This window comes from Staphylococcus sp. EG-SA-18, from assembly GCF_017151825.1.
In the GTDB taxonomy this organism is placed as follows: Bacteria; Bacillota; Bacilli; order Staphylococcales; family Staphylococcaceae; genus Staphylococcus; species Staphylococcus aureus.
Genome location: NZ_JACYVY010000073.1, coordinates 86,430 through 102,617, shown reverse-complemented (window position 1 = coordinate 102,617; position 16,188 = coordinate 86,430). Strand labels below are relative to the sequence as shown.

The 16,188-nt window shown below is 34.7% G+C and carries 13 protein-coding genes and 1 pseudogene; 1 reads left to right on the top strand and 13 read right to left on the bottom strand.

The window, feature by feature from the left end; translation table 11 throughout:
* Positions 1 to 194: 194 nt before the first annotated feature.
* The 13 genes and pseudogenes from tarF to IDG66_RS12960 form a co-directional block, all read right to left on the bottom strand.
* A complete protein-coding gene (gene tarF / locus IDG66_RS13020; RefSeq protein WP_000594813.1) occupies positions 195 to 1,364 on the bottom strand; it encodes a teichoic acid glycerol-phosphate transferase TarF in 1,170 nt (389 codons plus the stop codon).
* Positions 1,365 to 2,117: 753 nt separating this feature from the next.
* A complete protein-coding gene (tarK, locus tag IDG66_RS13015) occupies positions 2,118 to 3,812 on the bottom strand; it encodes a teichoic acid ribitol-phosphate polymerase TarK (protein ID WP_000167974.1) in 1,695 nt (564 codons plus the stop codon).
* A 21-nt stretch (positions 3,813 to 3,833) separates the two neighbouring features.
* Entirely contained in the window at positions 3,834 to 4,859 is a 1,026-nt protein-coding gene (locus tag IDG66_RS13010; RefSeq protein WP_000610171.1) for an alcohol dehydrogenase catalytic domain-containing protein, read from the bottom strand.
* Positions 4,852 to 5,568, bottom strand: a complete 717-nt coding sequence (locus tag IDG66_RS13005) for a 2-C-methyl-D-erythritol 4-phosphate cytidylyltransferase (protein WP_000638479.1) — start codon at positions 5,566 to 5,568, stop codon at positions 4,852 to 4,854. Before IDG66_RS13005 ends, IDG66_RS13010 begins: the two co-directional genes overlap by 8 nt.
* A gap of 527 nt (positions 5,569 to 6,095) precedes the next feature.
* Positions 6,096 to 7,139, bottom strand: a complete 1,044-nt coding sequence (locus tag IDG66_RS13000; protein WP_000645608.1) for a galactitol-1-phosphate 5-dehydrogenase — start codon at positions 7,137 to 7,139, stop codon at positions 6,096 to 6,098.
* 23 nt (positions 7,140 to 7,162) lie between these two features.
* Positions 7,163 to 7,309 carry a hypothetical protein gene (locus IDG66_RS12995; RefSeq protein ID WP_000230358.1) on the bottom strand — a complete coding sequence of 49 codons (147 nt, stop codon included), beginning with the start codon at positions 7,307 to 7,309 and terminating at the stop codon, positions 7,163 to 7,165.
* Between the two features lies 1 nt (position 7,310).
* On the bottom strand, positions 7,311 to 8,366 hold the full coding sequence (locus IDG66_RS12990; RefSeq protein WP_000646203.1) for a zinc-binding dehydrogenase: 1,056 nt from the start codon (positions 8,364 to 8,366) through the stop codon (positions 7,311 to 7,313).
* Between the two features lie 17 nt (positions 8,367 to 8,383).
* On the bottom strand, positions 8,384 to 9,643 hold the full coding sequence (locus IDG66_RS12985; RefSeq protein WP_000120109.1) for a PTS galactitol transporter subunit IIC: 1,260 nt from the start codon (positions 9,641 to 9,643) through the stop codon (positions 8,384 to 8,386).
* A gap of 226 nt (positions 9,644 to 9,869) precedes the next feature.
* Positions 9,870 to 10,148: a PTS sugar transporter subunit IIB gene (locus IDG66_RS12980; RefSeq protein WP_000815795.1), complete on the bottom strand. Its 279-nt coding sequence runs from the start codon at positions 10,146 to 10,148 to the stop codon at positions 9,870 to 9,872.
* A gap of 22 nt (positions 10,149 to 10,170) precedes the next feature.
* A complete protein-coding gene (locus IDG66_RS12975) occupies positions 10,171 to 10,638 on the bottom strand; it encodes a PTS sugar transporter subunit IIA (protein ID WP_000531476.1) in 468 nt (155 codons plus the stop codon).
* Positions 10,623 to 12,719 (bottom strand): BglG family transcription antiterminator, encoded by a 2,097-nt coding sequence (locus IDG66_RS12970; protein WP_001012755.1) that lies wholly within the window; start codon positions 12,717 to 12,719, stop codon positions 10,623 to 10,625. The genes IDG66_RS12975 and IDG66_RS12970 overlap by 16 nt, the downstream gene beginning before the upstream one ends.
* Positions 12,720 to 12,849: 130 nt before the next feature.
* Positions 12,850 to 12,946 (bottom strand): annotated as a pseudogene (locus IDG66_RS12965) (hypothetical protein).
* 109 nt (positions 12,947 to 13,055) lie between these two features.
* A complete protein-coding gene (locus IDG66_RS12960) occupies positions 13,056 to 13,991 on the bottom strand; it encodes a nucleoside hydrolase (RefSeq protein ID WP_000823215.1) in 936 nt (311 codons plus the stop codon).
* 361 nt (positions 13,992 to 14,352) lie between these two features.
* On the opposite strand from IDG66_RS12960, the gene IDG66_RS12955 reads away from it, so the two are divergent.
* Positions 14,353 to 15,882, top strand: coding sequence for a PTS transporter subunit EIIC (locus tag IDG66_RS12955; protein WP_000838204.1), 1,530 nt, complete (start codon positions 14,353 to 14,355; stop codon positions 15,880 to 15,882).
* Positions 15,883 to 16,188: the final 306 nt, after the last annotated feature.

Below are 16,188 nucleotides of genomic sequence, written 5' to 3'. Positions count from 1 at the left end.
TAATTGGAGCCGTTCTTATGGACCTACATGATGAATGGATTTATTCTTCAAGAAAATACATCAATTTTGATAAGTAGAAATGGTAAAAACATTGTATAGCATTTTACACAGGAGTCTGGACTTGACTAAACATTTCGTTTATTATTTATATCACTTAACTAATTAATTTATAATTTTTTATTGTTTTTAAGTTATCACTTAAAAATCGTTTGGCAAATTCGTTGTGACGCGTGTCCATCTTCTAATGAACAGAATTTTTGATAAAATACCGTTCGTGCTTCAATATACTCATTTGCAGTCTCATCGATTTGTTTTAATGCATCAATGAGTGCTGTTTGATTTTCAACAATTGGACCTGGCAACTCTTTTTTATAATCCATGTAAAAACCTCTAAGCTCATCGCCATATTTATCTAAGTCATACGCATAGAAAATTTGCGGACGCTTTAATACACCGAAGTCGAACATGACAGATGAGTAGTCGGTAACTAACGCATCGCTGATTAAGTATAAATCCGAAATATCTTCATAATCTGAAACGTCTTTCACAAAATCATCATGTTCATCAATACGTGTCACAACTAAATAATGCATGCGTAATAAAATAACATAATCATCATCCAGCGCTTGACGCAAAGCTTCTATATCAAAGTTAACATTAAATTGATATGAACCTTCTCGAATCGCTTCATCGTCACGCCAAGTTGGCGCGTACATAATCACTTTTTTATCTAATGGAATATTTAATCTTGTCTTAATACCATTAATATATTCAGTATCATTGCGTTTATGTGATAATTTATCATTTCTTGGATAACCTGTTTCCAAAATCCTATCTCGACTAACATGAAATGCATGTTGAAATATCGATGTCGAATATGGATTAGGTGACACTAGATAATCCCACCGTTGGCTTTCTTTTTTAAAGCCATCTTGGTAATTTTGAGTATTTGTTCCTAGCATTTTAACGTTACTAATATCCAAACCAATCTTTTTCAATGGCGTGCCATGCCATGTTTGTAAGTACGTCGTTCGCGGTGATTTATATAACCAATCTGGTGTACGTGTGTTAATCATCCACGCTTTCGCTCTTGGCATCGCTAAAAACCATTTCATTGAAAACTTTGTAACATATGGTACATTGTGCTGTTGGAATATGTGTTCATATCCTTTTTTCACACCCCATATTAATTGGGCATCGCTATGTTCAGTTAAGTATTCATATAATGCTTTGGGGTTGTCGCTGTATTGTTTACCATGAAAGCTTTCAAAATAAATTAGATTCTTGTTTGGCAATTTTGATAGTAATTTAAAAGTCGTATATATACTATGTTCTATCAATTTTTTAATTGTATTTTTAATCATGTCGTACCTCCGACGTGTTTTTGTAATTATATTAATATGTATGAGCAAGCTCATTGTAACCATGCCTATTATAGCATTTCATCATAAAATACATTTAACCATTACACTTGTCGTTAATTATCATACGAAATACATGATTAATGTACCACTTTAACATAACAAAAAATCGTTATCCATTCATAACGTATGTGTCTACACATTTATGAATTAGATAACGATTGGATCGATTATTTTATTTTACAAAATGACAATTCAGTTGGAACAGGCTGGGACATAAATCAATGTTCTATGCTCTACGAAGTTATATTGGCAGTAGTTGACTGAACGAAAATGCGCTTGTAACAAGCTTTTTTCAATTCTAGTCAGGGGCCCCAACACAGAAGCTGACGAAAAGTCAGCTTACAATAATGTGCAAGTTGGGGTGGCTGAGACGGCACCCTAGGAAGGGACCCGTCATCAAAAATTCTATTTATAGAATTTTACAGTAATGTGCCAGACGGGCAAAGCGAAGCCATTCAATACGAAGTATTGTATAAATAGAGAACAGCAGTAAGATAATTTTCAATTAGAAAATATCTTACTGCTGTTTTTTAGGGATTTCTGTCCCAGCCTCTTATGCATGAAAAATCAAAAGGTTATTCTCATTGTATAGTCCTGCTTCTCATCATGACATGTTGCTAACTTCATTGTCAGAACCCTTCTTGAAAACTATGCCTTATGACTCATTTGCATGGCAAGTAATATATGCCAACATTAGCGTCTAAACAAATCTTTGACTAAACGTTCACTTGAGCGACCATCTTGATATTTAAAATGTTTATCTAAGAATGGTACAACTTTTTCAACCTCATAATCTTCATTGTCCAAAGCATCCATTAATGCATCAAAGGATTGTACAATTTTACCTGGAACAAATGATTCATATGGTTCATAGAAATCACGCGTCGTAATGTAATCTTCTAAGTCAAATGCATAGAAAATCATCGGCTTTTTAAATACTGCATATTCATATATTAAAGATGAATAATCACTAATCAACAAGTCTGTAACAAAGAGAATATCGTTAACTTCACGATGATCTGACACATCGATAAAGTATTGTCTATGTTCACGTGAAATATTAAGTCTATTTTTTACGAACGGATGCATTTTGAATAACACAACTGCATTATGCTTCTCGCAGTATCTTGCTAAACGTTCAAAATCAATTTTAAAAAATGGATAATGTGCCGTACCGTGACCATTACCTCTAAATGTCGGTGCGAATAGAATAACTTTCTTACCTTTTATAATTGGCAATTCATCTTCCATCTCTTGTTTAATTTGTGTTGCATAAGCTTCATCAAATAGTACATCAGTACGTGGTACACCTGTTGGTACAACATTTTCTTCTCTAATTCCAAATGCTTCAGCATAAAATGGAATATCGGTTTCTGATGAAACATATGCTTTCGTGTAACTACGATGGTTTAATGAATCGATAAATGGACCACCTTTTTTACCTGTACGACTAAAGCCAACTGTTTTAAAAGCACCAACGGCATGCCACACTTGAATAATTTCTTGTGATGGTCTAAAGCGAACCGTATAAATTAATGGATGGAAATCATCAACAAAAATATAATCTGCCTTACCAAGTAAATATGGCAATCTAAACTTGTCTCTCCATTTACGTCTATCCGTAATATTCGCCTTAAATACCGTTTTAATATCATAATCAAAATCTACTTTTTGGCGTAGTAACTCATCATATACATACTTGAAATTCCCTGATAAATTCGGACGCGAATCTGATGTGAATAATATTGTTTTGCTTCTTTTAATATGTAGTAACTTTGTAATATTAAAAATAGCTTTAAATAAGAAACTTCTACTTTCAAATGAAGCTTTATGACCTTGTTTATGAATCCAGTGTGCACTTGTCGCAATGACCCCTGATTTCTCTTGAGGTAAGGTGATTTCAATATCAAATACAAATTCGTTAACGTCACTTGCTATTTCCGGAGTAATGGTATAGACCGTATGTTGTGATACGCCACCTTTACGGAAAACTTTAGCATCATACGCTAATAAATAGTTCACTTTTCCATTTTGTGTAGTCAGCTCATTGTATTCTTCAATTTGCTCTTCATTTAATGCCGCATAAGCTTGATCAATAATATTTGGATTAAGTTGTCCAATATACTCTAACTGGTCATGATAAACAAATAAATATTTATCCATTGGTAAATAATACCCATCGTCTAATATTGCGACGTTGAATCTACATATAAATGTATTACCGTCTATTTTCATTTCATTTGCTTCTAATGTTTTTGTTTCGGTTAAATTCCTCAGAACAAATTGTCCTGATGTTAAATCGACACCTTCACTATGTCCTTCAATATATAACTGAACACGTTCCCAGTATATGTTATCAATATGTATTGCTTGTTTCGTTTTTGTCATTGTTATTCCCCCATCGGTTTATTAAATCGTCCATTTCAATACTGTTTTTCCCCAAGATGTCGATAAATCCATTTCAAACGCTTGGACGATATCTTGCATCGTACATACATTAATTTCATGTCCTTTTAATAAGGCTAACTTTTCAACTATGTCTGGGTACTTACGATATAAATCAACAACTTGCTCAAAATCTTTAGAGCCGCTTCGACTACTACCAATCAATGTTAATCCTTTTTCAAGTACTAATCGTGTATTCACTTCCACGGGTAATTCACTTACGCCTAACAAAGCAATACTGCCTTCTGGTGAAATATGTTCAACTATTTGTTGAAGTGCAACTTGACTTCCTTTACCTCCAACACATTCAAATGCATGATTAATTTTAAGATCATCTGGTATTTGATTTACTGTAAAGATGTCATCTACAAATGAAAAATGACTTAATTTATAGTCTGTCTTACCAAATACATAAATTTTAGCTTCTGGGTACAACTTACGTAGCAAAATAGCAGTAATATAACCTAAGTTACCATCACCCCAAATACCAAAGCTGGTTTTCAAAGGTATAGATTTACGTTCAAATCGTTGTATAGCATGATAACTTACTGACACTAACTCTGTGTATGAAATCGTACTCAAATCAATGGCATTAGGCAGCGGAACGATACGATCATGTGCCATCACAACGTAGTCTTGCATAAAACCATCATAACCACTAGATCTAAAATAACTAGAGGGCAGGTAATTCTCGGCAATCACGTCGTGTTTTTCTGTAGGTGTATTCGGCACCATTACTACTTTCGTACCTTTTTCAAATACGCCTTTACTATCGAATACAACTTCACCAACAGCTTCATGAACTAGTGACATTGGTAATTTTTTGCGCAGTACATTTTCATCTCTTCGACCTGTGTAATACCTTTGATCAGCTGCACAAATAGACAAGTATAAAGGTCTTACAATGACATGATTACCATAAATATCAACATTATTATATGTGACGTCGAACTGTCTCGGTGCAACGAGTTGATATACTTGATTAATCATCGGCAATATCACCTTGAATAATGGCATTTGCTACTTTTAAATCATACGGTGTTGTCACTTTAATGTTGTATAGTTCTCCACGTACCAATTTAACTGGATGTCCAGATTCGACAATGATTTTACATGCATCTGATAAGATTTCTTTTTGTGCACTACTTAAGGCGCGATAACTATCTTGTAATAATTTAATATTAAATGATTGTGGTGTTTGGCCTTGATACATTTCATTCCTTACAGGGATACTGTGTATGTTCTGTTTATCTTTAGACATTACAATCGTATCAATTGCTTCAATGACTGTATCTACTGCACCATATTTTTCTGCTACTTCAATATTCTCTTTAATAATACGTTGAGTTAAAAATGGTCTTACGGCATCATGAGTTACAATCACATCATCATTATTAATTCCATTTACATTGCGAATATAGTCGATAATGTTCATAATTGTTTCGTTTCGATCCGTACCACCTGCAACTACTTTGACACGTTGATCTGTAATGTTATATTTTTTTAAAATATCCTGTGTATGGGAAATCCACTGTGCTGGCGTTGCGATAATAATCTCATTAAATTCACTCACTAAAATGAACTTCTCAATTGTATGGATTAAAATCGGTTTATTATCAATATCTAAAAATTGTTTTGGTAATGGCACGTTCCCCATTCTCGAACCAATACCTCCTGCTAAAATACCTGCATAAATCATGTTGTCCTCCATTCTGTCATTACATCATTTCCATTTATACATTACTGACCTATGCCCGCACATAAGCCTAACCTATTGCTCACTTGCCTCTTTTATTAATCCAAAGATAGTTGTCACAATAGTGTGATAATTTTTTATAAAAATGTATTTTTGTAACTGACCATTCTAAGTTGTTTTGCCATGCAGTTAATCATTAACTCTGACGATATTAAATTGTTAAAGGTATTAATGTTTACTCTTTTTCAAATTCATTATTACTGCCATCATTTTACCATATATTATAATAAATTTATCTTATTAAGTGGCTGTACTTGATTTTCACTTTAAAAATTATCAAATATTGCCATCTCATTTTAAGTATACAAAATGCAAAACAACCGATTCACAAGCATATTTCACACAAGTAAACCGGCTATTTAGCAACGTATATTCGAAGATGAGTTATTTCGATAGTATCTGTAGACCAGACGGCATTCGCACTTTCATAGCTATAACTATACCAGTGTTTTCGTCCTCAAAGGTGCATACTAATAAATCGTAAACATGACTTTATCAAATCGTTCTTTCTTGTTAACTAATTTATCAAATGTCTCTGGGCCTTTTTCTAACGGTAAAAAATGAGAAATAATAGGCTTTACATTAATATCTTTCGTCTTCATATAATGTAAGGTTGCCGTCCACTCTTTGCCCGGAAAATTACTGGACAAACAGTTCCAAGAGCCACATACTGTCAACTCGTTACGCAGAATTTTTTCAAAATGAACGCGATCAATCTCAATATCATCATATGGTATTCCGAGTAATACCACCTCGCCACCTTTTTTAGGTAGCGTCAATATTTGACCAATCGTAACTTTAGCACCTGATGATTCTATAGCTAAATCGATTTGATTGGCGTAATGATTTTCGATGAATTTCTCAAGATTTTCTTCTTTTGAATTGATTGTTTGATGTGCGCCCAATGATGTTGCAATATCTAGTTTATGCGCATCTATATCTATAGCGATGATATGTGCAGCACCAAATATTCGTGCCCATTGAATAGCTAACAAACCTATACTGCCACACCCCATTACTGCAACAGTCATACCAGGTTGTATATTCGATTTATAAAACCCATGCGCAACAACGGCTGATGGCTCAACCATTGCTGCTTCAATGTAATCAACATTGTCTGGAACCTTTAAAACATTTTGCGCTGGCAATTTGACATATTCCGCGAACGATCCAGGTTCATATGAGCCAATAACGAATAACTTTTCACATCGTGCATATTCACCTTTTAAACAATACTCGCATTGATAACAAGGTATTGCTGGGCAACCTGTCACTTTGTCGCCTACATTAACATGCGTAACATCACTTCCAATGGCATCTACAACACCTGAAAATTCATGACCAAATGGCATACCTTTAATGTATGGCCCCATTTTTTTGTATCGTGACGTGTCTGAACCACATATGCCAGTCGCTCGTACTTTAACAATAACGTCATTCGCACTTTCAATGACTGGCTTTTCATTATCCTCATACCGTAAATCTTCCACGCCATATAATTTCAATGCTTTCACTTGTAAATCACCTCAAATTTGATTTAATTCACAACTTTTTTCTTTTTAAAAATACCTGTCGCAAAATAACCTGCAATGACAATGGAATTACTTACGAGTAAATGTTCCATATAAAAATCAGTGATTTGTCTTAATGGCCCAAGCATAAAAGTTAGCATTGATTCTACCATATTAATTCTCTCCTTCATTTTCATCTAAATCGAGCGGCTTAAGTAATGCTTTAATACCTTCGCCAGATTTTAAATGTTGATACGCCTCGTCCCATTTCGAAATATCATATATTTTTGTCACCAAAGCTTCAGCATTTACTAAACCATCCGCCATAAGTTGCAATGAAGGTTCCCAATCTGCTGGCTTTTGACTTCTACTACCAACAACTGTTATTTCTTTTTGAATCACTTTTTCCATATCAAATGGAATTTCAGCATCCTTAAAAATACCTATTTGACTGTAGAAACCTTTTTTGCGTAAAATATCCAAACCTTGTCGTGCTGCTGGAACTGCACCTGAACATTCAACAACAACATCTGCACCGTAACCGTCTGTAATTCCATTGATATACGTTTTTAAGTCTGTTTGTTGTAAATTGACTACATAATCCATGTGCAATGCTTCTGCTTTATCTAATCTGACTTTGTCATTGTCCAATCCAGTTACCACAACAGTTGCGCCTTTACTTTTTAACACTTGTGCTACAAGTAATCCGATTGGCCCAGGTCCCATTACAACTGCTACATCGCCTGAATTGACTTGAATCTTAGAAACGCCATGATGTGCACATGCTAATGGTTCTGTCATAGCTGCAGACTGATACGATACTTCATCTGGAATATGATGCAAACTTTCTTCACGTGCAATGACATAATTAGTAAATGCGCCATCAACTTGTGTTCCAATACCTTTTCGATGGTTGCATAAATTATAGTCTTTTGATTTACAGTATTCACACTCATTACAAACATAGAATGTCGTTTCAGAAGTGACACGGTCACCAACTTTAAAATCTTTAACGTCTGCTCCAACTTCAACGATTTCACCAGAAAATTCATGACCTAATGTCACTGGAAAATTAACTTTATAATGCCCTTCATAAGTATGAATGTCTGTGCCACAAATTCCTGCATAATGTACTTTAATCTTTACTTTATCATCTAGCGGTGTTGCAACTTCTTTATCAAGAAGTTCTAAGTTGCCATGTCCTTCTCTTGTTTTTACTAAAGCTTTCACCACAAACACCTCGATTTTTAATTGAATAGACTAAATAGTTTAAAGATAAGATAGTTAACGATATTACCACCTTGATCAATACTTGAAATTTCAGATGAACCTTTTGGCATTTGTACATTCGTACCTTTCGCCATATCTGTGAAAATGGGTGCTACGTCTGTTGCAATATATAATGAAATTGCAATCATAATCGTGCCCACAATGACAGAATGAATAATGTTTCCTCTTGCTGCACCAACAATAAACGCGACAACAAATGGTATAGTTGCTAAGTCACCAAAAGGTAGTACTTGGTTTCCTGGTAAAATAACGGCTAATAAAACAGTGATAGGTACTAAAATTAATGCTGTCGAAATAACCGCTGGATGACCTAATGCTACAGCCGCATCCAATCCAATATAAATTTCACGTTCGCCAAAACGTTTATTTAGCCATGTTCTTGCAGACTCTGAAACTGGCATTAAACCTTCCATTAAGATTTTTACCATTCTAGGCATTAATACCATTACTGCAGCCATTGACATTCCTAAATTAATGATGTCTCCAGGTTTGTAACCTGCTAACACACCAATACCTAAACCTAAAATTAATCCGACAAAGATAGACTCTCCAAATGCGCCAAAACGTTTTTGAATTGTTTCAGGATCAGCATCTAACTTATTCAGACCGGGTACTTTTTGTAACAATTTAACTAAGTAAATACCTGGTGCATAAGAAATTGTACTTCCTGTAGCAATCGATACACCTGGTAAATCAAAGAACTCACTCATCATCGGTGCTGTCCAATCTGCTACTTTCAAACAGATAACTTGGAAAATAACTGCTGCTAATAACGCTTGCCAAATACTGCCTGATACGGCATAAACCATTGCTGCTGTAAACGTATAATGCCAAAAATTCCAAATATCTACATTCATCGTCTTTGTCACTTTAGTTACTAGCAATACAACGTTAACTATGATTCCGAGTGGAATAATAAATGCTGCGACAGATGATGCCCAAGCGATAGATGATGTTGCTGGCCAACCTACATCAATCACATTCAGACTGACGCCTAAATTTTTAACCATCGCTTGTGCTGCTGGCCCTAAATTTTTAACTAATAAATCGATGACTAAGAAAATCCCTACAAAAGCCACACCTATTGTTAAACCAGACCTAAATGCCGCTCCAATTTTCTGCCTAAAGAATAGGCCAAGCAAGAATATGACAACCGGTAAAATAACAGTTGCACCTAAATCTAAAAATCCCCTTACAAAATCAGTGAAGTAACTCATATTTAAACCCTCCCTGTTATATATGCATTGTCACGATACTTTCCGATTGTGATTACATTTGACGTTACAGTCATTTCAACGACAACCCTTGCTACATTCGACTGCAGTCATTTTGAATTACAGTCACTGCGTTTCTATGTCATCAACAATCATTTGTCGTGATAGTCATTTATATGCAATTTGCATATATTAATATGTTATCGACCCACGTTACATATCAATTCCGTTATTTTTGTAACTCTGTTAAGATTTGTTGTTTTGTTTCTTCAATACCAATACCAGTTAAGAAATTACGTGCGTTGATAACTGGGAATTTATATTCTTTCTTTGTCATTGCAGTTGTAACTAATAAATCTGCAGTGTCTTCATAAGGTCCAACTTCTGTAATTTTGATTTGTTTAATATCTACTTTAATATTGTGTTCCTTTGCCATTTCCTCAATTGCATTATTTACTACTGTTGACGTTGCAATACCTGCACCACACGCTACTAATACTTGTTTCATTTTCAATTCCTCCAATTAATTTTTAGTTATATTCCAAATAATCATTGATTAGTGTTGCTAAAATCGTTTCATCTTTCGTTCGCAGAATCTGCTCCAATTTTTCTTCACTTTGAAAAATTTGCATCAACTGTTGTAACAACTTAAGTTGATCATCTACTTTATCCATCGCTAACATAAAAACGATTTTCACTTCTGTCTGTTGATCAAGTGTTCCCATTTCAATAAACGGCACCTCTTTTTCTAGAACAGCCACACCTATCGTTCTATGGTTAATATGTTCGACATCTGTATGCGGTATAGCGACCGAACATAGATGTGTTGGTAAACCAGTAGCAAATTCTTTTTCTCTGTCGATGACTGCATCTTTAAACGTTGACTTCACGAACCCATTTTGAAATAACACATCTGACATTTGTGACAATACGGATTCTTTATCAGTTGCCGACAAATTGAGCATTATATTTTCTTTATGCACTAATTGCTGTCCCATCCATTTTCCCTCGCTTCTTTATTTGAATAATTTTTTAAAATCTCATTTACATCAGAATTTTTGCGACTTTGTATGATGCGCTTAATTGCGTCATTGTCTTGCGCCACATCTCTCAATTGTAGTAACGCTCTTAAGTGTGTCACTTTATCAACAGCAGCAATAGGTACAATAATATGGATTGCTGTGCCATCTGACATGTATATTGGTTCTTGTAATATCAACATACTCATCGCTGTTTTATGTACATGCTTTTCAGAGTATGCATGTGGAATAGCAATATTTTGCATGATAACCATATACGAATCATCAAATACCTGTTGCATCTCATGAATATATTTAATATCAATAAAATGATTAGCAACTAACACATCACTTGCTTTAGCAATAGCTTCATCAATATTTTCAACATGATGTATTCTTTTCACGTGCCTTGCCGGTATCAAGTCAGCTAAATCTAATGTCTTATTTTGTGTGACAATCGATCCATTAATGGTTGAAATTGAATTATAATTCGCAATAAAATCTTCTAAACCATCACGTAGTTCTGTAATGTCATTAACTGTCGTAGTGCGTTCAATTAATGCCATTAACTTGTTTATTTCCTTATCAATGTCAGCCGATTCCTTATTAATGTACTTCATCACTTCTTTACGTAACTTTCGTTGCTCATTTTCAGATAAAGCTACTTTTGTGATAAATAATTTTTTATGTGTTAGGACAAACATTGGTGAAAAGACGATGTCATAATCTAATGTGTAATTTTCAAATGTTCTAAGTGAAATCGCATCTAAGAAAATAATTTCTGGAAATAAGTTTCGCAACTCGTATAACATCATTTGTGATACTGACGTGCCTTGTGTACACACGATAATAGCTTTTATCTTGCCATCGAAGTTTTCATCTTGACGTCTCAAACTACCTCCGAACAACATGGTTAAATATGCTATTTCATTATCAGGCAACGATTTTCCGAAATATTCAGTTAACGATTGACATGATTGTTTCACCATATGAAATAAGGATTGATAATTTCCTTGTAAAGGATTTATTAATTCATCACGATCCGTTAAGTTATATTTAATCCTATAAAAAGCAGGCGTTAAATGTAACAAGAGTTGCTGTGATAATTTCTCCTTATCTTCAATGTTAATAAAAGTGATTTGTTCAAAATGGTGAATCATTTGAGCGATAGCCATCGTTAAATTCGATATGTTATCTGATTCCTGCAAATCAGTCCATTGCACACTTGTTGAAAGTAAGTGTAATGTCAAATATAACTTTTCCGCTTCTGGCAAATCCGGCTCAAGTTGCGTCATAATCTCCGTTGCTTGATATTCTTTCGTATCCCTCAAATACTGATAATTAATATTTAATGGATTCATCACATGACCACTTTGAATTCGTCTACGAATCACACAAAGGACATAAGGCAATGAACTAAGTGATTTGTCTATAAAGCGACTCTTCAAAAATTGTTCTACCTGTTTGATTTTGTCTTTTTGATATGCGATATCTTCGAATGTTAAGTTGAGCGCCTTTAAAACTTCACTTTTAGTAATATCATGATTCAACCTTTGATCAATCAACTTAATGAAGAAACGGCGAACTTCAAATTCATCACCAACAATTTCATAACCATGTTTTCGAGAATACTTAAGTGACAAACCATGATTTTCCAATTGCTCTTTCACATGATTTATATCGTGAATGACAGTATTTTTACTGACTTGTAAATCAATTGAAAAATGGTTTAGAGACATTGCGTTTTCCTTACTAAAAAGCATGAGCATTAAATAATAACGACGTGTTTCTATGCTAAAAATGACATTGTTGCCGTTTAACATTTGCTGCTCTGATACATCTCGTTTGAATAACGTCATGATTTCAGAACTTACAATAAAATTTCCTTGGCTTGTTCTTTCAAGTTTTGGATAACCCTCTTGTTCAAGCCACAAATTGATTTTTTGAATGCGATATCCTAGTTGTCTACGAGACAAACCAAATATCGATTCAAGTTCTTTACCATGAATAGTAGGATTCAATACAATTTCTCTGAGTATTTGCTGATTATCCCCGTTCATGTTCGATCCTCCTTTGAGCATCTGAGCTCAATTTATCATCAATCGTCACACCGATGTACACACTTTGAACACATATTTTCAAAATGAGCATGTACATCATTGTGATGTTTTAACAACATTTCAATTATATCTATATTTTTTGTGATTTTAATCTTTTAAAATAAAGCAATTGAAATTTTGAATATATTTTTGTATTTTGTGTTTTTTGAAGCATTTTTAACATACATATCTCAATCATTATCAAATTGTCATGACCATTGTAATCCAATACAAAAACCCTAAGGACGCTTATATCAGGCACCTTAGGGCTAACTGTATCTATTTAATTAAGTATTATTATTCGTATGTACGTAACTTATGGTCTATCAAGTTCCACACTTCTTCAACATCAACTGCTGTAGCAAAATAAGCATTGGCAGGCTTACCTGTAACATGATTTAAATCGACAGCCATAGTGCCATAAGTTAGTGGACTTTGATGTTCAATGTCGATATTAACGGGTACCATTGTAAACAATTCTGGTTGTAACAAATACAAAATTGTACAAGCATCATGTATTGGACCACCATCCATATTAAAGTGAGTCTTGTATGTCTTCTTAAAGAATTGCAATAATTCTACGACGAACTGTGCAACAGGATTATTGATACTTTCAAAGCGTTCAATCACGTGATCGTCGGCTAAAACTTGATGTGTTACATCTAAACCAAACACATTTATAGTAATCCCACTTTCAAAAACACGCTTCGCTGCTTCAGCATCTACCCAAATATTGAATTCTGCTGTAGGCGTCCAATTTCCAAATGTACCACCACCCATCAAAGTAATAGATTCAATATGCTCAGCGATTCTTGGCTCACGAATCAATGCCGTTGCTACATTCGTAAGAGGACCTGTCGCTACAATTGTTACAGGTGTATCACTCGTCATCACTTTGTTTATAATCACATCTGATGCTGGCATTGCAACTGCTTGACGTGATGGTGTCGACGGTAGTTTCGGACCATCTAATCCAGATTCCCCATGTATTTCAGAAGCAAAGGCAGCTGGTTTAATTAACGGCCTATCCGCACCTTTCGCTACTGCTATATCTTGGCGTCCCATAATATCCAATACGTTCAAGGCGTTTGTCGTATTCTTGTCAACTGATTGATTACCTGCGACTGTTGTTACAGCTAATATCTCTAGTGGACTGTCAATTGCCCCCGCTAAAATTAATGCTATTGCATCATCGTGTCCTGGATCACAATCCATAATAATCTTTCTTTTCATTTATATATCCACCTTTCTTAAGTTGTTATCGATAGCTTATGTATATTTATTTATGTGGTGAATCATGTTTATTTTGAAAAATAGTTTTAACTTTCTCATATTTTTGGATACAAACACTATTTATCTATTTTATGGCTTATAAATTTATCCGATATGCCTTATCAACCTACCTCGCTAAAAATAGGATGTCTACATATCTATACCGACTTTTGTCAACTCATTTTCACAACAATATAAACAGCAATTTATATGATTGTTACATGATTCAAACAATTTTTATGAAAAATATTTTCATACACAGAATATATATTGATATTAAATTTCTCAAAAGCTATATTGAGAATAATTAGGAGGGATGTTGATGAAATCTTTATTTGAAAAAGCACAGCAGTTCGGCAAGTCCTTTATGTTACCTATCGCAATCTTACCAGCTGCAGGTCTATTGTTGGGTATCGGTGGTGCATTAAGTAATCCAAACACCGTTAAAGCATACCCTATTTTAGATATTACCTTATTACAAAATATTTTTACATTAATGTCAGCTGCAGGTAGTATTGTTTTCCAAAATTTACCGGTCATCTTTGCAATTGGTGTCGCAATCGGATTATCTAGAAGCGATAAAGGTACTGCAGGTTTAGCTGCGCTGCTCGGTTTCTTAATTATGAACGCAACTATGAATGGCTTATTAACTATCACGGGCACATTGGCAAAAGATCAGCTTGCACAAAATGGACAAGGCATGGTGCTCGGTATACAAACGGTTGAAACCGGTGTTTTTGGCGGGATTATCACAGGTATTATGACCGCAATACTTCACAACAAATATCACAAAGTGGTATTACCACCGTATTTAGGTTTCTTTGGTGGCTCTAGATTTGTCCCTATTGTCACAGCATTTGCCGCAATCTTTTTAGGTGTATTGATGTTTTTCATTTGGCCAAGCATACAAGCCGGCATTTATCATGTTGGTGGATTTGTAACGAAAACAGGTGCCATCGGTACTTTTGTTTATGGCTTCATCTTAAGATTGTTAGGTCCACTCGGTTTACACCATATTTTTTACTTACCGTTTTGGCAGACGGCACTTGGTGGTACTTTAGAAGTCAAAGGGCACTTAGTTCAAGGTACGCAGAACATCTTCTTTGCTCAACTTGGTGATCCAGATGTGACGAAGTATTATTCAGGTGTGTCACGCTTTATGTCAGGCCGTTTTATTACGATGATGTTCGGCTTATGTGGTGCCGCACTTGCAATTTATCACACAGCTAAACCTGAACATAAAAAAGTTGTCGGCGGTTTAATGTTATCCGCTGCACTCACTTCATTTTTAACAGGTATTACCGAACCTTTAGAGTTTAGTTTCTTGTTTGTCGCACCTATTCTTTATGTAATCCATGCCTTCTTTGATGGATTAGCATTTATGATGGCAGACATTTTCAACATTACAATTGGTCAAACCTTCAGTGGAGGCTTTATCGATTTCTTACTCTTTGGTGTGCTACAAGGTAATAGTAAAACAAACTACCTATACGTCATACCTATTGGAATTGTGTGGTTCTGTTTGTATTACATCGTTTTCAGATTCTTAATTACGAAATTTAATTTCAAAACACCTGGTCGAGAAGATAAAGCTGCAGCACAACAAGTTGAGGCTACTGAAAGAGCACAAACTATTGTTGCTGGTTTGGGAGGCAAAGATAACATTGAAATCGTTGACTGTTGTGCAACGAGACTACGCGTCACACTTCATCAAAATGACAAAGTCGATAAAGTATTACTCGAAAGTACTGGTGCCAAAGGTGTAATCCAGCAAGGCACTGGTGTGCAAGTAATTTATGGGCCTCACGTTACAGTTATCAAAAATGAAATTGAAGAATTGCTCGGGGATTAAGACTAACCGAAATATCAACAGAACTAATGGCAACGATGTACGAAGTAAGAAGTGACATCGTTGCTTTTATTTTTAATGTTACATTTGAAGCATTAAGTTCATCATGCACTGTAGTGAGCCCGCAAATCGCCTCTGCTAGACAATCATCTTAATGCTATGATTAAAGCTTAAGTGCCAGATTTGAATTTAATTTCAACAACGACTTTCACTACATTAAAAATAGGGCTACTCGACACATATAGTTGTATCAAATAGCCCTTTATACAATTTTTTGGGTAAGGTTTTACAATTTTTGGAATGGTATAG